Here is a 20,534-nt window from a genome sequence, read left to right as displayed (position 1 = left end):
AGGCATAGCAGGCATTATACCTATACCTGGCTTAGCAGTGGTCTAACTATACCTAAAGCTGCCTTATTTCATCGCTTCGCCTGTGAGGCGGGCACCTACTTTTTTCCTTGATGAAAAAAGAGAAGGCCCCTCCCCCCAGTAGGCAAAAAAATCAAGACGCTCCAAATCGAGGGCCCCCACCCCCACTCGCTGAACGCTCGAACAGTGGAGCGCCGAAAAGTGCACTTGGCTGAAGTGATCTGTTTCATTGCTCAAGGGGCAAGTTAGTCTTGCTATACCTGCCAGTGGACTGTAGCAATAACGATAAAGCTTATACATGGAATAGGTGATGGCTGAAAGTCCCCCTTTGAAGGGTAGGGGGATGACAATCGTGCACATGAAACTGCAGCCACGCCCCCTATCCCTTCGAATCGGCAGTTACGGACTCCCCGCCTTGGATAAGGAGGGGTTAGGGATGGTTGGACCCGGTACAGCAAAGCATGACCTACATCCACGAAAGTTAAACCTGGCAATTGGTAGTGGCGGAGATTCCCCTCTCGGGGTAGGAGCCCTCTATAAAGAGAGGGGCAGGGGTGTGTTATAGCGAGAGCCTGATCTCCCTTCAATCAAGATCCTTCCAGGATGACAGGTGGGGAAGCAGTAGTTGATAGTCCCCCTTGGGATCAGGGGAATAACAACCCGACAAACCCTACACCTTCGTACACTTCAGGGAATATACCATCGGGATCAGGTTTTGCAGATGCTGGATGCGCCAGTAGCCGTCGGGTCCCTGCACGGTATGGCTGAAGCAGTTGTAAGGGGAGTAGGGGAATTCGTGGAAAAGCTCCAGTTCCAGTCCCTGGTTCAGCAGTGCCGTGATCACTTCGCTCAGGCTGTGGTCCCAAGAGTATTCCTTATACCTGATAGGAGAATTGGGGTCGGCGTAGGTTCCCGTCTGCTCTTCTACAATTGGCTCTGGGGTATTGTGGTAGGGGTACTGTACTTGTGTGAAGTCATTGTCAAACATCCAAACCACCGGGTGGAATTCGGCCATGTAGAAAGTGCCGCCTGGTTTCAGGAAATGCGCGATCACCTCAGCCCAGCGGTTCAGGTCGGGTAGCCAGCCGATCACGCCGTAGGAAGTGAACACAATGTCGAACTGCCCCTGCAGGTTCTCTTTCAAATCATACACATTGGAGCACACGAAGCGGGCATTCAGACCAAGCTCCCGGTTCAACTTCTCCGCTTCCTTAATCGCTTCGTCCGACAGGTCTATACCGGTGGCTTCGGCACCTAGTCTGGCCCAGGAGAGGGTGTCCTGTCCGAAGTGGCATTGCAGATGCAGCAGGCTCTTTCCGGCAACAGGCCCCAGCTCCTCCAGTTCTATGGCGTTGAGGCTGGATTTCCCTGCCTTAAACCCAGCCACGTCATAAAAGGCAGAATCCTTGTGCACGGCTGTGCGCAGGTTCCAGGCATCTCTGTTCGCTTCAAAATATTCCTGTTCCATCCGTTCTATTTGTGAAATGTAAGATTATTTTAAAGATAAAAATACTATAAATTGCTTTATCTAAAATTTTCTATATTTACATTTAATCTTACCTATGAACAAATCAAGTTTACATGGAAATAACAGGAACCGAGGGCGGGCCTATTGACCTTGCTCAAGCAAAAGAGTGGACAGCCAACTACAGAACCAGCGGCAGAGGCAAAACCAATTCGCACCTGTTCGGGGGCGAAACTGTAAAGAAGTTACTTGAACAGGAAGGTTGTATGGCGATGCGCATCTATTATGCCCTGGACGATAACGGAGAACAGCAGTTGTTGCTGGTTGGAACAGACGCTGAAGGAAATGATATGACCGAAGGGCTGATTCTGGACTTATCCAGTCCGTGTCCGCCTGATTGTTCCGTTAACAGTAGCGAGTTGGCCGGTTAATGGAGTTCTTTATAGGACATATCTACCCCTACTTGAAGTGGGCAGCAGTATTGAGTCCTGTTCTGCCTTTTGTCATTGGTCTGTGGTTGATCAGAAAACACAAGAGCGCGAAATTCAATTTGCTCTTTCTGTTTATAACCATAGGCGTGCTGACAGAAGCGATATCGTGGATTACGGTGGTAATGGGTACTAGAAATAATCTCTGGCTAAGTCATCTCTATACTTTGTTCGGATTCAGTGTATTAGCTGGTGTTTTTTATTACAGCTTTAACAAACTCCTGCTGAAGAGAGCCATTGTTGGCGGGATGGTCGTGCTATGTTTGTTAATTTTTTATGATGCATTTACTGCGGACGGCATAATGAAAATGAACTCAGTATCAAGAATAGCAGCCAATGCGATGCTGATCATGATGGCCATCACCTACTTTTATAAGGTCGCAAACAACGCTAAAGTTGTATACCTGGACCGTGACCCCATGTTTTTGTTGAGTTGCGCCATCCTGATCTATTACGCGGGGACAAGCATGTCATATGCCATTTTTAATGAGGCACTGGCCATTTCAGACGACACAGCACGCATCTGTTTAGCCATCATCATGGTGCTGAATGTTCTTTTTTATATTAGCCATGCATTTATCTTAAGGAGAATGGCCGCATGATAGAAACATTAACCCCTCTGCTGATCATTACGCCTGTTCTGTTGGTGCTCGCCATTGGCATTATCGTGTTTGTGTTTGCCTACCAGCGGCGCATGTTGCAGCACCAGGAGCACCTGCGCGAACTGCAGGAACTGCGCCAGCGGCAGATGCTGGAGGCAGCCCTGGAAGCGCAGGAAGAAGAGCGCCGCCGTGTAGCCCGCGACCTGCACGACGAAGTAGGAGGTATGCTGGCCCTGATCCGGCTCAACATTGGCCAGGTAGAGCGCAAGTGCGCCGAAAACGAAGCGGCTGCCGAAACTGCACATCGTTCCAAAGAACTGCTCGATGAGGCCATCCAAAGCGTGCGCCGCATCTCCCACGACCTTTTGCCCGTAGTACTCGACAAAATGGGACTCGTGCAGGCAATCAACAGCCTGGCGCATTCGGTGCCTCCTGATAGTGGCCTTGAAGTGAAGTTTACCCACAACCTCGAGAATTTCCGTTTGCAGGCCAGGCAGGAGTTGCTGTTGTTCCGCATTTTGCAAGAGCTTGTGAACAACACCCTCAAGTATGCAGAAGCGAGTCTGATTACGATTAACCTGCATCGGGAAGGTGATAAACTGACCTTGAGTTACACCGACAATGGGAAGGGTTTTAACTACGACACCACGCTGGATACAGGCAGTGGAAGTAGCGGACTGGGCCTGAAAAACCTGCAGAACCGCGTAGATCTGCTCAACGGTGCCATCAATTTCTTTTCGAAGCTGGGAGCAGGCATCAAAGCCGAAATAGTTATACCTGTTGCTTATATTATCGTTATTATTTATAACTTTGGTTTGCTAACCTAAGCTTTACTACATGGAGCTGCAGCCACTTACACTTGCGATCGCGGATGATCACACCCTTTTCAGGAAGGGAGTAATCGAGATTCTGAAGAATTTCGAGGAGATTACTGTGATAAGTGACGCGGCTAATGGCGCAGAGCTACTCGAGAAAATAGAGGGCAACCTGCCTGACATCATCATGCTGGACCTCGAAATGCCTGATATGGATGGCATTGCCGTGGCCCGTTACGTGCTTAGCAAATACCGCAAAGTAAAGATCCTGATAGTGTCCATGTATGGGGAAGAAGAACTAGTGAAGAAGCTCCTCGAAGAAGGCGTGCACGGGTACCTGCTCAAGAGCGCCGACCCTGAGGAATTGCGGGAAGTGCTACAACTGCTCCGGAACGGCAAAACGCACTACCCGGTCTTCACTCCGAACTTTTTCGCGCAACGGACGCTCCGATAAAAATAAAAAAGCCGCCCTTACGAGCGGCTTTTTCTATACCTGTCAGCCTACTGCCCGGATGCGGCTCACGGTCCACACAGCCACCAGCGTTACCACACTCGCCATAATGCCCACCCAATTGAAGTGAGTGAGCGAGCCACTGGCTGTTTCCTGCACAATAAGGCCGCTTACGAAAGCTGCTATACCTGCCCCCAGCTGTTGAACTGATGAGTTGATGCTCATGAAGCTGCCACGCAACTCCGGCTCCACGCTGGACGTGACCAGCGACATGGCGGGCACAAAGCGAGCCCCAAATAAGATAAAGAAAAACGTAGACACAGTAAGTGCCAGCACCATGTCCACAGGCGGCAGATTGGTGATGAGCACAATCGGGATAATGGAGAGAATGGCAGCCCACCGGAAGATGAAGTGCTTGCCATACCTGTCGGCCAGGCGCCCCGCCCATTGGGAGGTGAAGACAGTAGCAAGTCCACCGAACAGGTAGATGTAGCTGAGGTCGCGCTCCGTAAAGCCCACATTAGCCACCATATACGGACTGATGAACGGCACCACCAGGAAGCCCGCCATAGTGAGGGTGACGGTGAGCGCCATGGCCCATTGCAGGTTGGGCTGCACCACCATCGCCTTAAGCGCACGAAACGGATTGCCGGGTTTGGCATTAGTCAGGTGTCCGCGCATGGCCGGCAGGAAACGCACGGCCACCAGCAGTATAACCACGCTCAAACCTACAAGGAGGTAAAAGGGAGCGTGCCAGCTCATCTCACTGGCCAGGTAAAGCCCGATGGGTATACCGGCTATAGAGGCCACCGAAAATGCCGCCATCACGCGACCAGTAGCCGCGCCACGGCGCTGCTCGGGTATGGCATCGCCAATAATGGCTAGTACCAGCGCCCCCAACACGCCACCAAATCCACCGGCCACCACCCTGGCCAGCAGCAGCAATCCATAGTTAGGGGCAATGGCACAACCCAGCGTGCCCACAATAAACCCTACGTAAAGTGCCAGCAGAGCATGCTTGCGGTCGAAGCGATCGATGAAGAGGGCGCTCACAAAACCGGCAATGGCTGCACTGAAGGTATAGGCAGAGACCAGCAGGCCAAACTCGCGGGGAGAGATGTTGAAAACTCGCATTAGCTGAGGCCCCAGCGGCATCATGATCACAAAGTCCATCATGTGCGTGAACTGGATCGCTGCCAGCAGAAAGATCAGCAGGCCCTCCCGAATCTGATCTTTCGGCACCAGAGCCTCTTGTGCAGGAGCGGTTATCGAAGCAGGATTATCATCCCGGAATCTATTCATAGTTTAAACATTGAAATCAAGACAGGGCGCCAATGTACAAATAATTCCATCAGCTTGGATGTGAATTTTACTGCTGCCTGCATTCTGCGTCCGCTTTAATAGTGGTGGATATGGCGTCAGCTTAAAATTCATACCATTGACTAACCAAAGAACCTTGTGTATACGTGATTCAACTAGCAATTGCTATACCTGGGCAGCGGATCTTTCAGTTTGTATCATAACCTGCACAGAGTTGCTCTCAGCGAGTAATTGCAGTAGATCGCAAGGCATGTAAACCTTGAGAGCAGTATAAATGTTTTAGGCAGGAAAGGCTGGCTGTTGTTAGGAATAGTGTATGCAGGAGGTTGATTTTCACTATCGATCGGATAGAGACAATTTGTAGAAAGCACAGGGAGACCTTGCATTACGATTTTACTACAACTCTGAAACGCAAACCGTAACAGAGAGCCAGCGCACAAAGTAGAAACCTTATGGCAAAGAAAGAGGAGGAACTGGTTTGTGAACTATGCGGCCGGGAGGTGCAATACCTCTCGCGGCACCACCTCGTACCCCGGGAGGAGGGAGGTCGCTATGGCGCCACAGCCGAACTTTGCCAGCCCTGCCACAGCACCCTGCACCTGACCTACAGCAACCGGGAACTGGCCGTGCAGTACAACTCTATACCTGCGCTGCAACAGGCCGAAGACCTACAAAAATACCTTAAGTGGGTGCGCGGCAAACGCATCGAGCGCATCTCCAACAGGCGCGGCCGCAAACGCTAAAGTATAGCAAAAGCTCATTTGCCTACCGCGCTTTCAAAGCAGCCTCGCCTTTCTCGCGAATGGCCAGCAACAGGCCGGTTTTGAACTGATGATAGCTTTATTTCAGGCCTGTTTGCAATAAGGGCTTAGCGAGTAGCAAATACTTTATAAGTGCTTTTTTCTTTATGATTCTCTGCTTCAATCTTAATAATGTTAATGCCAGTTTCACGTAATACCCAGCTTGTGACTACTTGCGGACAAGAATCTAATATTAGAATAATAAACCACAGATTTAATGGGACAATTTTTACATTAAATAGTAACATATTATATTGTAATGAAGTATAAGAGTATAGGATGCTGTTAATATATTCCTTATGCTATCTGCATTTCTTTAGTGGTATAAATGCTTTGGTTTGTTGTCTTTATATGCATGCTGTGACCGGTAAGAAATAACCATTTATTCACTCCCAATCTTTAACTCTATTATGATTATGTTCAACGTAGATAATATAGCTCCAACAGCGTCACAGTGCATGGCGCATATGAATATACAGCGCGGTAACGGTTTACTTGTAGTGTCAGGCATGTTTGAGAACAAAAGCCCACAAACCGTTTACCTCTCCTACAAATTTAAATGCATCCGTGTGTCTGCTACAGGCAGATCTGCCAACAGTCAGTCGGGCAGTTTTGTAGCTGCTCCAGACCAAATTGTGTCCTTCTCAAAAACGTCTTTGTGCATTAGACCCTCCGATAGTTACGACTTATTACTGGAGATCTATGATGGGAAACTGCTACTTGCAAGTCAGGCGCTAGCGGTTCCCCAATTATAGGGGCTAGTAGCTACCAAACTCTTAGATTAATGCTATACTAAAAATACCTATACAGCCTAGTGTTTTAGCTCTACTGGATTTAACAATATTAGAACAAGTAAATACTTTATAACGCTTGCCCCAAAGGAGAAAGTTCGACAATGAATCGTGGCCTCAAGCGCTCAGGTATAGCAGATACCCGTTTGCCTACCGTGCTTTCAAGGCAGCCTCGCCTTTCTCGCGGATGGCCAGCACCAGGTCGGTTTTGAACTGATGGAAGTTTGCCTCCAGACCGGCCGGGTAACTGTGCGGGTTTAGCAGGCGTCGGATGCTTTCGTGCAGCTTGCCGATCTCTTCTTCGCGGTGCTTCCGGATGGCTTTCAGGTCAGGCAGTTCCTGCACAAGTTCACCCTTGGCGAGTACCGGTTGTAGCAGGTCTTTGTATGGAGTGCCTTCAGGCACAGACTTGCGGCGCGTGCTGTCGAGCGGGCTGACGATAAGTACTTTCTCGGGCAGAGGTTCCGCTTCGTTGTAGATCATGTCTGCCACAAACCCGTTCTCATCGTAAAAACGACGTACTTGCTGTATACCTGGGTTGGAGGTTTTTTCAAGTTGCTCCGAGAGTTTCAAGGTATAGTTCCAATCCCCGTTCTCCTGTTTAAAAGCCGCCAACTTGTACACCCCGCCCAGGGCAGGCTGGTCGTATGCTGTCACCAACTGTGTACCGACTCCCCAAACGTTAATCCTGGCGCCCTGTTGTTTCAGGCTGTTCACAATGTTTTCGTCGAGGTCGTTGCTAGCCACAATGTTGGTATCGGTCATACCTGCTTCGTCGAGCAGCTTTCGGGCCTCAATACTGAGGTAGGTCAGGTCGCCGGAGTCCAGGCGGATGCCCTTTAGTTTAAAGCCACTCGGATACAGCTTTTTGGCTACTTCAATGGCCTGACGCACGCCTTCTAAAGTATTGTAAGTGTCCACGAGAAACACTGAGTCGTGCGGGAAGGCTTTGCCGTAGGCTTCAAAGGCGTGTGTTTCGCTCTCAAAGGCCTGCACCCAGCTGTGCGCATGCGTGCCGCTCACCGGCATGTCGAAGAGCTTGCCAGCGAGTAAATTAGAAGTGGCATCCACGCCTCCCACATATGCGGCTCTGGCAGCAGCCAGCGATCCGTCTATGCCCTGGGCACGGCGCATCCCGAATTCAATCACCTTGTCATCTTTAGCTGCCTCTTTGATGCGGGCCGCTTTAGTTGCTATGAGCGTCTGAAAGTTGACGATGGTAAGCAGGGGCGTTTCCACGAGCTGTGCCTGCAGCAAAGGTCCACGAACCCGAATCAAAGGCTCGCTTGGAAATACGACACTTCCCTCCGGTATAGCATCCACATCACAGGTAAAGCGCAGGTCACGCAGGTAGTCCAGGAAAGCCTGCTCAAACAGGGGCTCGTTTTGGCCTCCGCGCAGACTGCCCAGGTATGCCAGATCCTCTTCTGTGAATTGAAGCTGCTGCAAATACTCCACCACGTGCGCCAAACCGGCAGCTATCGTGTACCCTCCCTTAAAAGGCGGTTTGCGGAAATAGAGGTGAAAAACAGCCTCACGCTCTGCTATCCCTTCTTTCCAGTAGCCATAGGCCATGGTGAGTTGGTACAAGTCTGTCAGGAGGGAGAGGGAACTGCGGTATAGCTGCTGGAGGGTTGACATGTTGCTGTGTGTTGAAGATTTTGAAAACTACGAACGCTCAGGCAATTGGATATTCCGGATACGGTTTCTACCGACCAGTTGCGAAGAACGCCCGAATTTAAGGGATGACATTAGATTTAGCTATATTTAGCCCATGATAAAGCGACAGTTTATACCTTTTGGCGATGTAAAAGAGAAAAAAGCCATCATTGTAGACAGCATGCACCCCAACGGACTGGTGCTTTCGCACTGGCGTGGCGCCCCCACGCCGGCTGAAGTGCGCGACGACACCAGCGCTGCCATGGTGCTGCACGCCCTCCGGCTCAACCTGCCCGGTTTGGATCTGCCTTACGTCACGGCCAATCACTTCGACATCGATGGGTTTGTGGGTGTGTGGAGCCTACTCAATCCGGAGCTGGCACTGGAGAACGAAGAACTGCTGCGCCTGATGGCCCACATCGGCGACTTTCGGGAACTGGACCTGAATCACCCGCTGGCAGGAGAGGCGCTGAAGCTGGTCTGCTGGCTCAATACCCGCGAGCGCGACATGTTCTATGCCCCCTTTGCGGCCGATGAGTCTGAAGAAAAAGAAGCGAAACGCTGCGTCGACAAATTCAGGTATTTTCTGCGGGAGTTTGGCCGCGTGCTGCAGGATCCTGATTGGGAGAAGCCGGTCTGGGAAGAGGAAGTGGCAGACGTCTTGCTCGGCTACCGCGATATGTACAAGCCCGACACCAAACTGCAGCGCTATCCCGAATTAGGCCTGATCGTGATCAACACCCAGAAACCGGTACATTACTATGCCTTGTTCAGCCGCACCATCGGCTTCGATATTGTCTTGAGTTGCTACGAAGGCAACCGCTACGAGCTGGAGTACAAGTATACCACCTGGGTCGATATTGCCTCCAGACCCACGCTGCCCCGCATCAGCCTGAAACCCCTGGCAGAGCAGCTCAATGCTCTGGAAGCCTCCGGCTATACCTGGACGGCTGACAATCTTACTGAAACCGGCCCGCTGCTGCGCCTCGAAGGGAAAGACTTGTCGCGCATGGAGCGCTACGACCACCCGACCACCCGGGAAATTCATACCTCTTCTATACCTGCCGATCAACTGAAACAGCTGGTAGCAGACTACTTCCGGGAGAAGTATAAAGGTATAGCACCGAAGCGCTACTGGTCCTGGGATGAGGTGAAGGGGCTAAACAAAGAGATCGGCAAATAGCAAGATAACAGAGATTGAAAGTATAGTCCGGGCGCTAAAGCAAACAACCGGAGGATAATCTCAGATAGGTATGAGTTTCTTAATGTTCTAATGCCACCATTAGGATGAAGGGCATCTTTTGAGTAGGTATAAGCAAGCGCACGTAATTAGCATGAGGTGATGCAGGTCATTTTTATCTTCAGGATTAAGGCGCATTTTTGCTTCGTTACGTATACATAGTAAATCTTTGATATAATGCTTTTCGCAACCACCTGACAACATGAAAAAAATCCTTTGCCCAACCGACTTTTCTAAAACAGCTGCCAAAGCGCTGGAATATGCTGTGCTGATCGCCCGTCAGTCCGGAGGCCACCTCACCTTGCTCCATGTGGTACACCTGCCTATTGTCGATACCTCCGAAACTGCCTTGGTGGCCAGTGAACTGCTTGGTGAGCAAATGCGGGATGCCGAAGAGCGACTAGTGAACCTCTGCCGCGAAATAGAGGAGCGCCATGGGGCAAACCGAAGTGGTGAATTTACCTGCGACTACATACTCAAGGAAGCCCTGCTAACGGATATAACCGAGCACCTGACCAAGACTGTTGGTTATGACCTGATTGTGATGGGAACTACAGGCGGCGGTAATGCCCTCGAAGAACTGCTGATCGGAAGCAATGCCGAAGCAGTAATGGAACAAGTGAAATGTCCGGTGCTTTCTGTGCCTTCCACAGCCGCCTATCCGCGCATAGGTAAGATTGTATATGCATCAGATTATGCCGCTGACGATATAGCCACCCTGCGTGAAGTGCTAAACTTTGCAAGCTCGTTTGGAGCCAGCGTAGATGTGGTGCATGTACACAAGGAAGGCCGTTCGAACGGTGACCGAAAAAGTCGCTTTTTGCAGGAGATGGAGCAGGCGTTCCCAGGCGCTCCCATCCATTTTGAGGAAGTGGTAAGCAAGCACCGCACCGATGGGATAAAAGAATACTACGACGCATCAGGCGCCGATATGGTAGCCATCCTTCGTCGTGAAAAAGGCTTCCTGCGCGAGCTTTTCTCACAGAGTCTGGCCGAAAAAATGACCTACCAGGCCGAAGTGCCTCTGCTGGTGATTAAGGGAAAGAAATAAGCACCCGGATATCATTTAAAGCACAAGCGGCTGTTCTGTATTTCAGAGCAGCCGCTTTTTGTTGCCGTATACCTGTGCGCCACGGCAGCGCAATTTTACAAGACCAGTTTCTGGGCTTCTGGCAACGCATTGCTATACTGTAAAGCCTGGCTCTAGTATGGCGCGTAAGTTTCATCAAAAATGTAGCCCAGGTCGGCACTGCAGGTTTCGCAGTTGTAGCGGTCGAAGTTTTCAATAGCGCGGGCCAGAATCAGGTTGCGGAACTGGCCTTTGCAGGTGACGAGTACAGGGCAGTCGTGTTGCTGATGGAACGTGTCCTCTGTAGCATCCATGCAAATGTACACGCGCTTTCTCTCTACTCCTTTAAAATTATAATACTCAGGCTTTGGACGGGGCTCCCGCTTTACTGTGTCAGCAACTGCGGATGTTTCTTGTGCGCCATGCTGTTCTGCTTGTGCGCTGTCGGGTGACTGGCAGGCTGCCAGTGAGATGAGCAGGCCACACATACCTGCCAGGGTCTTTTTAAACATATGCGTGTTACGTTGAGTACAATGCTGAACCTAAAATAGGCGGAATTATTTAGGGCTGCAAGTTTTGTCGGCCCGTCTGTTGTGTTTGCGGATCGCCTCAGCCTCTGAGACAGTGATCACCTGTTCTTTGCAACGCTTCAATACGGAGCAGTCTGTGCTGAAGTGATACACTGCTGAGCCGGAGCTATCGCATAGGTATACCTGTCGCTTGGTAGCGCCGGCAGGTACAGGGGCTTTGCTGTTGTCCACGGGAGCAGGCTTTTGTTTGCGGAAATCCCAGGGCGCTATTGGGTTTGGGTCCTGCCAGAGGCCCCGCTTAAACCGACGCGCATCCGCTTCCAGGTTGGCCAGGGTTTTGTCTTTGGAGTAGGCAGTGTAGTGCCAGGCAAATCCCTCGCGCACCAGTTCCTCGTTCAGGCTGCGGCCATCAGGTAGTATGATTGTGCCCACGGTGCGGCCGTAGCGGTCTTTGTTGTGCTCGATCAGGCGCACATTTTTGCCAAAGGCCAGGTCAGAGGCAAATTGCTTGGCCCGCTGCCCGAACGCCTGGTTCTTCTCGGGCGTATCGACGCCAAGAAGCCGTACCGTGATGGTTTGCCCATTGCGCAGCAGCTCAAAGGTGTCGCCGTCTTTTACACCCACTACCCGGTCGCCAGGAACAGCGGGTGTCTCAGCTTCGGGTGAAGTTTGTGTGTTATCGCCAGGAACAGCGACTGGCTCGCCTGGGTCTTCAGATGGAGTAGCGGTGGGCTGTACGGGGTGTTCAACTGCACCGCGGCGCTGGCGGAATTCCTCCCGTGCTTTTTCATTATCCTGCTTGCAAGCAGGCGCTGCCAGCAGGCTGGCGATTACGAGGAGGTATAAGATGTACTTGTTCATGAGGCAAAGGTGCTGCTATTCTACTTTTACCACAAACAGAAGTATTTGTTTTTAGATAACAGTCACCTTTCGATTCTGCAGGGAAATGGCTAAGCTAATTGTAACTGCTCTGCTGGTTTTTCTATTGCAACCTGCTCTTGAGGTGTATCGCCGTTATGATCCTCCTGCTCCACAAAGCAGGGGAGTGTGAACATAAACGTGCTGCCTACACCTGGTGCACTTTCAACCCAAATCGCACCGCCATTGTGCTCTACAAAGTCTTTGCAGAGCGCCAGCCCCAAACCGCTGCCTTTTTCATTGGCAGTACCCCGGCTAGAGTAATTGTTGCCTCCAAAAAGCTTCTGCTGCACTTCCGGCGTCATGCCTATACCTGTGTCTCTAATAGAGATCAGCACATGGTTGTCCCGTAGTCTGGCCGAAAGCGTGACCGTGTCGCCGGCCTTGCAGAACTTGATGCCGTTAGAGATCAGGTTACGAAGCACGAGGCGGATCATTTCCTTGTCGGCACGGCCTGTCAGGCTTGGGTCGATCTTGTTTTCCAGCGCCACTTCCTTGCTGCTGGCCACTGGCAGAAGCAGGCGGATGTTCTCATCAGCCAATTCGCGCAGCGGCAGTGGCTTGGGGTCAGCCTCGAAGCCATCCATCTGCGCTCTGGCCCAGTCGAAGAGGTTGTCGAGCATCCAAAGCACGTTCTGCTGTCCTTTCACGAGGCTGTTAAAAAGTCCTTCCTGTTTATCGGCCGGTACTTTGCCCATGGCCATGACATGCAGCAGGCCTTTGAGGGCAACCAATGGGCCCCGCAAGTCGTGCGCTATTACGGAGAAGAGCTTGTCTTTGATGGTATTGAGCTGGGTGAGTTTTTCTTTCTGAATGTTGAGCTGCTCGGCCTGTTCCGTCAGGGCTTTCTGGTGCCGGTTCAGGGCCTCGTTCTTGTGCATGATCAGCTCGTTCTTCTGGGTGAGCAGCTTGTTAATGCGACTCTGGTGCTGTCGTCCTCTGAAGAACACGTAGGCAATGGCGCAAACCAACAACAGCAGTGCGATAGTGAAGTACTGCACAATGCTGCGTTGCTCCAGCTTGCGCAGATTCAATTCCTGCTCTGCACGGAGTAACAGGTTTTCCTTGTCTTTCTGGGCTGTTTCGTACTTCACGCGTTCCTGCGCTATGCGATCTGCCGCCCGTTCGTTGTGCAGGCTATCGTTATAGGCCATGTGCAGCGTCAGGTAGTGGTGGGCCATTTCATAGTTGCCCATAGCGGCATAGATGCGGTCCAGGATGGCGGCATTTTCCCTGAGCACATACTTGCCTTCATACGCTTTGGCTAGTTCCATGCTGGCCAGGGCGTTGTCGAGCGCTTTCTCGAATTTGCCGGCTTTCAGGTACGACTCGGCTTTGCCACGCAGTACATACACCTCATCATGCGGACTACCCAGATCATTGGCAATCTGGTGGGCCCTGTTAAAATGTGAAAGAGCCGTCTGGAAATCGTTTTTGCCATTATAGGCGTCCCCGATATTGATGAGCGAAATCAGGATTCCCTGTTTATCATTCAGCTTTTCCTGAATAGGGAGGGCCTCCCGGTAGTAAACGAGCGCCAGGTCATACTTTCCCTGGTCCAGGTATACACCGCCAATGTTGCTCAGGGCACTGCTCATGCGCAGGGTATCCTGCGCTGTGGTGGAAAGGGAAAGTGATTTTTTGTAGAGTGGGAGGGCCTCTTTGTGGTTGCGCTGATCGGCGTACACATTGCCGATGTTGTTGTAGCTGGCACTCAGGTCAGACGGATCGCCTAGTTTCTCACGAATGCGGAGCGCCATGTAGTAGAACTGAACGGCCTTGTCGATGTCGCCAAGCAGGTAGTGACCAGAGCCGGTTTCGTTGTAAGCCAGTGCCAGTAGTTTGTCATCGCCCGCCTGTCGTGCCATTTCAATTGCTTTGTTGCCATAGGAAATGGTGGTTTTCGGATTGATGCTGTTGTGCGCCTTGCTCAGTTCACAGTACAATTCCGCCTTTCGCGTTATGTCTTCCGTACGGTCCAATTCAGTCTTCAAGTCCTGGATGAGGACTTTTTGCTGCGGTTGCGTAAGGTTTATAAGTAGGATGAAGCGAGTCAGGAATAGTAGAAGCATAGGTACCTCTCTACAGTTTGAATTACCGTAATTGATTCATTAGCAGGGAGCAATATAAGAATTTAATGTTTAATAATACTAATCCGAAATCATGAATAAAAAGCCTCTTTGGAAAAATGCAATTTGTATGTAAGCGAAGTGCTGCTACTCTGCTCAAAAGGGTGTAAATGGACAAATTGGGTAAATGTAGTCCTATGTTATGAAAGCAAGTTTAGAGGCAAAATCAAGCCACAACACGAACAGAACTTATCCCGCCCGGCTTTTTGGTTACCACAATCTGTGTGCTGATGCGCTCCTTCAGTGCCTCCACATGTGAGATGATACCGATCGTTTTTCCAGCTGCATGCAGGTTGTCCAGCGTCGAGATGGCAGCCTCGAGTGTGTCCGGATCGAGGGTGCCAAAGCCCTCGTCGATAAAGAGCGAGTTGATCTGGGTGCGGCGACCGGCCAGATCCGAAAGTCCCAAGGCCAGGGCCAGACTCACCAGAAAACTCTCGCCTCCGGAAAGGGTGTTCATCGGGCGCACCGCTTCTGCCTGGTAGGTGTCGACGATCTGCAAAGCCAAATCCTCATCCGATGACTTCAGGATGCGGTAACGATCGTTTAGCTTGAGCAAGTGGCGGTTGGCCAGTTCCACAAGTCGGGCCAGGGTGAGCCCCTGCGCAAAGCGACTGAACTTAGACCCATCAGATGACCCGATCAGGTCGGCCAGTTGGCTCCAGCGGTGGCATACCTGCTGCTGCGTTTTCAGCTGTTCGGCCAGTGCTTTGTTCTTTTCACGCTGCAGAGCATCCTGCTCCAATAATTGATGGTGGCGCGCACGCTGCGAGATCAACTCCCGCTGCAGTGCTGTTTTCTGTTGCTGCTGTTCCTGTAGTGCTGCTATACCTTCGTCGGTCAGCTGATTCTGCTGCAGCTGCGCTAACTCCTGCTGCACGTCGCTTAAGCTTTTGCGAAGCTCAGTCAGGTACTTTTCAGTTTGTGCCTTCTGGTTGGCCAGGCGGTCGGCTTCGTCGCGGTGGAGCAGCATATGGCTCAGGGCTTCGATGGTTGCGATGCCTTTCTGCTGTAGTACGTTCAGCAGACCTTGTCGCAGCTCTTCCAGTACCGACGTGTTTTGCTGGTGCTTCTGCTGGCATTCTGACTGGCGGGCGCGGGCTTCGTGTAGCTCCTGTTGCTTCTGCAGCTGACTGCGGCGGGCCTCTTCGGCATGCCTTGCTCTTGCGCTCAGTTCCTCATTGGCCAGTCTGCGCTCTTTATCCGGGTCTTTGTCGCCAAACAAGGTATAGCGCTCGTGCTTGAGTTTCGTCAGCTGATTGTGCTCTTCTGTTAATGCCTGTTTGCGCACTTCCAGTTCTTTTAGCTTCTGGGCTTCGTTTGTATTCAGGTTCTTAACCAACTGCTGCAGTTCAATATATATTTCACGCATACCCTCCAGCGCCTGCTGTTTTTGGGTATAGGTGGCGGCTTGCTGCTCTAATGTCTGCAGGAGGCTTTGCCGCTCCCCGGCCTTGTAGCGTAAGCCGAAAGTGGCAGCAAAAGATTCGGCCGTTTCGGTATGCGCCTGCTGTTGCTCTAGCTCGTCGGCCAGACTTGCCTGCAGTTTCTGAAGCTGGCCGTGCAGCATTTTGTCAGAGGCCTGCAACTGGTTAAAGGTTGACTGGGCCTGCACCAGCGCTTCGCGGAACTGCTGCAGCTGCTGGTTTATACCTTCCAGTTCACGGCTCAGCAACCGGGCCTGAGCCAGTTGGTGTTGCAATGCCGTGGCTGCTTCTTGTTGCTGCTGCAACAGTTGCGCTAACAGATCTACGTTGTCTATACCTAGCTCTTGCGGTAATCCGGAGGCCAGCTGCTCAAAGGTATGGCGAAGTCGCTCCAGTCCCGTTTCTGTTTCCTTTTGGGCTACATGTTCCACCTGCTGCTTTTGTTCCAGGGAACTGAGCTGTACCTGTAGCTGCTGCAGGCCCTGCTCCAGTTCTTTCACCAGAGTTTGTTGCTTGTCCCGCTTCTGTACCTCTTCAGGCAAGTCGAAGGTATAGCCATCCTCAGCGAAGGGGTGGTGGGTGGAGCCGCAAAGCGGGCACGGTTCGTCCTGTGACAGGGTGTGTCGGGCCTCCTCATACTGCTGGATCTGCTGCTGCAGTTGCACCAGTTTCTGGAGGGCCAGCAAGTGTTCGGTAGCCTGGCTATACCTGCTTCTATTTTCCTGAAGTGCGGCACTGGCTTCTTCCAGTTGCTGCTTCAGCTGTGCCAGGTGGTTGTTGGATATTTGTAGCTTTTGCTGTTGCAGGGCATGCTGCTGGGCTACTTCGTGCAGACGCTCATAGCGGGCCAGCAGGGCAGGCTGCGCTTGTGCCGCCTGTTCCAGTTCCTCCATGCTTCTGTCAGAGAGTATGCCTTGCAGGGCACGGAGCTTTTCGCTTTTCTGCTGCTGCAATTGCTCATGTAGCGTCTGCTGCTTTGCCTGCTGTTCCTGCAGCGCATTTAGCTGACTGGCTTCCTGGGCCCGCTGCTGTGTCAGTTCCTGCTGCTCCTGCTGATGGCGCCGGATGCGCTGCTCCACTTCCTGCAGGTCGCGCAACGTGGCTCTGAACTCAGGCAAATGTTCTTTCAGGTCCTGTAACCTGGCGTTTTGCTCCAACCAGTTTTTTATACCTGTTGCCTCTTGCGTGAGTTCTTTCAGTTCGGTCTGTCTGGTCTGGAGTTGCGCCTGCTCCTGTTGCAATTGCTGCTCAAAGACTTTGTAGGAGTCTTTGTTTTTGGTGTAAGCATCACGTATGCTGTTAAGCTGGTGGTCCAGCCGGACGGTCTGCGTCAGGATGGGGTCCAGTTGCTGGATGGCAGCCTCTTGCTGCTGAAACGCTTTGGTGGCCTCCATAGCAATTCTTCCGGCCGCCTCGAGCTCGGTTTCAAGCGTGGGCACCCGTTTCTGCAAGGTTTGGAGCTGCTCCTGTGCTTCGATTACTTTGCTGTTGGCGCTTCGGATTTCGGCCAGTTCGCCGACAAACTGATGGGCTTGCTGGTGCTGCTCGAGTTTCACAAAGTCAGGCTGCAGCTGCTGTAGTTTCTGCTCCTGCACAGCAAGGGACTGCTGGTGCTGCTGCTGACGTGTTTGCAGTTGCGCTACCTGCTGCAGCCACTGCACCTTCGCTTGCAGTGTGGTCAGGTCTTGCTGCAAAGTGGCCTCCTGAGTTGTCAATTCCTGTATGCTTGCTTCGTAGGCCGCACGCTGCTCTTCGGGCAATAGCTGCGTGTTCTGAAGCAGTTGCTCCAGGCTTTCGTATTTCAGTCGTTCCTGCTTGGCCTTCTCAAACGCGAACTTCGAGATGTCTGAGTAGATGCCCGTGTCGGTGATCTTTTCCAGTAAACTGCTGCGCTCGGTCGGACTTGCCTTGAGAAAACGGGCAAAGTCGCCCTGCGATAGCATAACGGAACGCAGGAACTGGCTGTAGTCAAGTCCGCAAATTTCGGCTACCATGCCGGGTACTTCGCTTGGTTTCAGGTCCAGCAGTTCGTCCTTTTCGAAATCATACAGCTCCATGTGCACGGGCTGGATCTTGCCCTCTGCCTTGCCCCGGCTGCGGCGGAGGTGCCACTTCGAGCGGTATACCTTGCCACCTGCCTCAAACTCCACCTCCGCAAAGCATTCTGCCGTATGGCGGGTCATCAGCTCGAGGGGGCGCTCGTTGTTATGCCGGTGCGCCATGCCGTAAAGCCCCACCGTAATCGCATCCAGAATAGTGGTTTTGCCCGCTCCGGTCGGACCTGTAATGGCAAACAGCCCTGCATCCGCCAGTGGGCTCTGGTCGAAACGGATCTCGTGCTCACCTTTCAGCGAGTTGAGGTTCAGGAAGCGGACGGCGAGGATTTTCATGGTGCTAAAACGTGAGAATGATTACTAGTTATTTCTATTGCCTGCTACTAGCATTCTAAAAGTAGCCTGATCTTCTTGAGACATGAACACTTTTTTGGGAATGTAGATGAATTGCGACTTAGCAATATAAAGCAGCCAGTAGCTTTCTCTTTCAACAGTTTTTATGATAAGCTTTAGTGGTATCTCACTATGGAAGTTACCCTCACTCGTAGAGGTCATCATAGTTTCGTTCACAGTGAAATAGTGAGGTATAAATAAATTCTGGTTCTTTTGAGATGTCGCCCAGAAATAGAGGTAAATAATCAGAGTAGGCAGGTATACTGCGGATACGATGATGTAAGTAGTAATCAAGCTGTCTTCGCCAAATCTGTCAAGTGATGATAGGCAGAAAATAATCATAAGTATGTATAGCCACCAGAACCGACGTAATCTGTTTTCGACTATAATTCTGAAATACGCTCTAGGAGACAAATTATAGGTAGAAGTTTGAATCATAATGCAAAGTTTTCTAAATCCTGGATGACCCTTTATTAGGTATAGGAAGATAAAATTTAAACAGGGAATGCCCTTGCACGTCTAATTTTCGACCTCCTGCCGCATCAACTCCAGCAGCTCCGCGAAGGTATGGCGCAGCTCGGTGTGGTCGCTTTCCGGGAAGGCGCTTTCGCAGCGCTTCAGGAACACGTCTTTCTCGCTCAGGGTATGCAGGTCCACCTCTTCGCGCACTTCCTGCTCCAGGGTTCTTCGGGTTGTTTTGATAATGGGCGGACGGTGGATCAGCAATTGCAGTTCGTTGCTTTTCAGGTTCAGTACCTCATCCAGTTGCTGGTTCAAGTCAGGTATAGGAGTATCGAGTTCTACCTGTAGCTCGGCCCAGGCCGGCAAGGTATAGCTGCTGTTATCGTACACGGCTATCTTCTGTTTCACCTCTTCCAACCCGCCCTTAAAGCGCACCAGTTTGCGGCAGACAGGTATAGCGATCTCCTTCAAGTCAGTGAGTTTTCCAGCCTCGAAATCCAGCACATAGACTACTTTTTTATCCGCCACCTCACTGAAGCTGAGTGGAATAGGGGAGCCGGAGTAACGGATGTGGTGCGCCTTGTTGACTTGCTGCGGACGGTGCAGGTGACCGAGGGCCACATAGTCGAATTCTTTGGGGAACTGATCGGCCCCGATCTGGCCGAGGTTGCCTACATGAATTTCCTTTTCGCTGTCGGTAGCGGAACCGCCGGCAGCAAACAAATGGCCCATCGCTACGACAGGTATACCCTGCGCTTTGTATAGCTGCACGTGCGGCACAAAGGCAGCATAGTGCGCGGCTATACCTTGCTTGATGCGCTGCTCGCGTTCCTCATGACTTTCGCCGGCCACTGACAGCCGCACATCGCGGTCGCGGAGGAAAGGTACGGCGCAAACGACCAGTTCCAGTTCGCCGTTCTCGTTTCGCAATTCGATAAGTTCATCCAGCAGGTCAGCGGTGGCGCCACCTATCACTTTTATGTTGAAGCAATCGAGAAGTTCTTTGGGTGCGTTGAGCGTGGAAACCGAGTCGTGGTTACCGCCTGTGATGATAATGTGGCGACAGCAAGTGGCGCATACCCTGGTCAGGAAGGTATAGTATTGCTTGAGAGCAGTGTTTGATGGAGCACCGGTGTCGAACACGTCGCCGGCCATTAGCAGCGCGTCAATCTTTTCGGCTTCGATGGTTTGCAGGAGCCAGTCCAGGAAATGCTGATGCTCTTCTGTTCGTTCGAGGTTAACGAGTCGCTGGCCGAGGTGCCAGTCTGAAGTGTGTAGTATGCGCATGTCCCTGTTCCTTTCTCCTTTGCACCACAAGTTACATTAAGGTATACCTATACTGCAAGTTTGTGATATAATTTTTTCTGGATAAGGTATAGCAGTTTTGCTATATAAATGAAAGAAACAGAAGAGGTAGTACCTTACTCGTTGATCCAGGTCAGGGCGTCTTTCTGATTGGAGAAGTTCTTGAACAAGAAGCGGTTGATGTTCTGGGCCTCCGCGCGGGTGGCGACTGCCTCCAGGGCAAGCTTGGAGAAGAGGCTGCTTGGTAGTACTCTGGCCAGTTTCTGAAGTCGGGTCTGGGAAAGCAATTCGTAAAAACTAGTGGACATCCATTCTTTAGTCGCTGCATCCAGCGTTGTCAAGCGTTCTGCATTGGCTACTGCCCGGGTAATGCCCGTATCGCGGAGCGCTTCGTACAGTTGGGTGCCGCCCTTGATCATTTCCTCTTTGTTCACGCTTCGCAACCATTCGGCCAGTAACAAATCATTTTCCTGATCAATCTCTATCCTGTAGAAATCAGAGGAAAAAATAGTTTGGAAAGTGGGTTGTTTTAGCAGCATGACATCAGATAAATCATGTAAAGGTACGTGTAAATACTAGTTAATGATTATACTGCTTC

The 20,534-nt window shown here is 51.4% G+C and carries 18 protein-coding genes; 8 read left to right on the top strand and 10 right to left on the bottom strand.

Going from position 1 to position 20,534, the window contains the following annotated elements:
• Positions 1-688: 688 nt before the first annotated feature.
• A complete protein-coding gene (locus tag C8E01_RS03490; protein WP_116541976.1) occupies positions 689-1,486 on the bottom strand; it encodes a class I SAM-dependent methyltransferase in 798 nt (265 codons plus the stop codon).
• 113 nt (positions 1,487-1,599) lie between these two features.
• Between C8E01_RS03490 and C8E01_RS03485 the strand changes: the two genes are divergently transcribed.
• From C8E01_RS03485 to C8E01_RS03470, 4 genes are read left to right on the top strand one after another with little or no spacing between them, the layout of a single operon-like run.
• A complete protein-coding gene (locus C8E01_RS03485; protein ID WP_116541975.1) occupies positions 1,600-1,914 on the top strand; it encodes a hypothetical protein in 315 nt (104 codons plus the stop codon).
• Complete coding sequence (locus C8E01_RS03480; RefSeq protein ID WP_116541974.1) at positions 1,914-2,573, top strand: hypothetical protein; 660 nt, start codon at positions 1,914-1,916, stop codon at positions 2,571-2,573. Before C8E01_RS03485 ends, C8E01_RS03480 begins: the two co-directional genes overlap by 1 nt.
• Positions 2,570-3,400: a sensor histidine kinase gene (locus C8E01_RS03475; protein ID WP_116541973.1), complete on the top strand. Its 831-nt coding sequence runs from the start codon at positions 2,570-2,572 to the stop codon at positions 3,398-3,400. Before C8E01_RS03480 ends, C8E01_RS03475 begins: the two co-directional genes overlap by 4 nt.
• Positions 3,401-3,410: 10 nt before the next feature.
• The gene (locus C8E01_RS03470) at positions 3,411-3,842 is read left to right on the top strand and encodes a response regulator (RefSeq protein ID WP_116541972.1); all 432 of its coding nucleotides are present in this window, start codon (positions 3,411-3,413) and stop codon (positions 3,840-3,842) included.
• Positions 3,843-3,884: 42 nt separating this feature from the next.
• Here C8E01_RS03470 and C8E01_RS03465 read toward each other — a convergent pair whose 3' ends face one another.
• A complete protein-coding gene (locus C8E01_RS03465) occupies positions 3,885-5,141 on the bottom strand; it encodes an MFS transporter (protein ID WP_116541971.1) in 1,257 nt (418 codons plus the stop codon).
• 470 nt (positions 5,142-5,611) lie between these two features.
• Here C8E01_RS03465 and C8E01_RS03460 point away from each other — a divergent pair, with 470 nt between their 5' ends.
• Positions 5,612-5,902 carry an HNH endonuclease family protein gene (locus C8E01_RS03460; protein WP_116541970.1) on the top strand — a complete coding sequence of 97 codons (291 nt, stop codon included), beginning with the start codon at positions 5,612-5,614 and terminating at the stop codon, positions 5,900-5,902.
• Between the two features lie 467 nt (positions 5,903-6,369).
• Positions 6,370-6,714: a curli-like amyloid fiber formation chaperone CsgH gene (gene csgH / locus C8E01_RS22130; RefSeq protein ID WP_116541969.1), complete on the top strand. Its 345-nt coding sequence runs from the start codon at positions 6,370-6,372 to the stop codon at positions 6,712-6,714.
• A 186-nt stretch (positions 6,715-6,900) separates the two neighbouring features.
• On the opposite strand, the gene C8E01_RS03450 is transcribed toward csgH, so the two are convergent.
• The gene (locus C8E01_RS03450; protein WP_116541968.1) at positions 6,901-8,391 is read right to left on the bottom strand and encodes a nicotinate phosphoribosyltransferase; all 1,491 of its coding nucleotides are present in this window, start codon (positions 8,389-8,391) and stop codon (positions 6,901-6,903) included.
• A 133-nt stretch (positions 8,392-8,524) separates the two neighbouring features.
• On the opposite strand from C8E01_RS03450, the gene C8E01_RS03445 reads away from it, so the two are divergent.
• Together C8E01_RS03445 and C8E01_RS03440 are read left to right on the top strand one after the other, a co-directional pair.
• A complete protein-coding gene (locus C8E01_RS03445; protein WP_116541967.1) occupies positions 8,525-9,592 on the top strand; it encodes a DUF6687 family protein in 1,068 nt (355 codons plus the stop codon).
• Positions 9,593-9,851: 259 nt separating this feature from the next.
• Positions 9,852-10,700 (top strand): universal stress protein, encoded by an 849-nt coding sequence (locus C8E01_RS03440; protein WP_116541966.1) that lies wholly within the window; start codon positions 9,852-9,854, stop codon positions 10,698-10,700.
• A 152-nt stretch (positions 10,701-10,852) separates the two neighbouring features.
• Here C8E01_RS03440 and C8E01_RS03435 read toward each other — a convergent pair whose 3' ends face one another.
• The 7 genes from C8E01_RS03435 to C8E01_RS03405 form a co-directional block, all read right to left on the bottom strand.
• On the bottom strand, positions 10,853-11,230 hold the full coding sequence (locus tag C8E01_RS03435; protein WP_116541965.1) for a hypothetical protein: 378 nt from the start codon (positions 11,228-11,230) through the stop codon (positions 10,853-10,855).
• A 45-nt stretch (positions 11,231-11,275) separates the two neighbouring features.
• Positions 11,276-12,109 carry a thermonuclease family protein gene (locus C8E01_RS03430; protein WP_116541964.1) on the bottom strand — a complete coding sequence of 278 codons (834 nt, stop codon included), beginning with the start codon at positions 12,107-12,109 and terminating at the stop codon, positions 11,276-11,278.
• 89 nt (positions 12,110-12,198) lie between these two features.
• Positions 12,199-14,238 carry a tetratricopeptide repeat-containing sensor histidine kinase gene (locus C8E01_RS03425; protein ID WP_116541963.1) on the bottom strand — a complete coding sequence of 680 codons (2,040 nt, stop codon included), beginning with the start codon at positions 14,236-14,238 and terminating at the stop codon, positions 12,199-12,201.
• A 223-nt stretch (positions 14,239-14,461) separates the two neighbouring features.
• Complete coding sequence (locus C8E01_RS03420; RefSeq protein ID WP_116541962.1) at positions 14,462-18,112, bottom strand: AAA family ATPase; 3,651 nt, start codon at positions 18,110-18,112, stop codon at positions 14,462-14,464.
• A gap of 24 nt (positions 18,113-18,136) precedes the next feature.
• On the bottom strand, positions 18,137-18,331 hold the full coding sequence (locus C8E01_RS22120) for a YcxB family protein (RefSeq protein ID WP_394342101.1): 195 nt from the start codon (positions 18,329-18,331) through the stop codon (positions 18,137-18,139).
• 357 nt (positions 18,332-18,688) lie between these two features.
• Positions 18,689-19,918, bottom strand: a complete 1,230-nt coding sequence (locus C8E01_RS03410; RefSeq protein ID WP_116541960.1) for an exonuclease SbcCD subunit D C-terminal domain-containing protein — start codon at positions 19,916-19,918, stop codon at positions 18,689-18,691.
• Between the two features lie 134 nt (positions 19,919-20,052).
• On the bottom strand, positions 20,053-20,475 hold the full coding sequence (locus C8E01_RS03405) for a hypothetical protein (protein WP_116541959.1): 423 nt from the start codon (positions 20,473-20,475) through the stop codon (positions 20,053-20,055).
• Positions 20,476-20,534: the final 59 nt, after the last annotated feature.

The organism is Pontibacter virosus (assembly GCF_003096355.1).
Lineage (GTDB): Bacteria > Bacteroidota > Bacteroidia > Cytophagales > Hymenobacteraceae > Pontibacter > Pontibacter virosus.
Note: the sequence above shows the minus strand (reverse complement) of the source record. Positions and strands in the feature narration are given on the sequence as shown.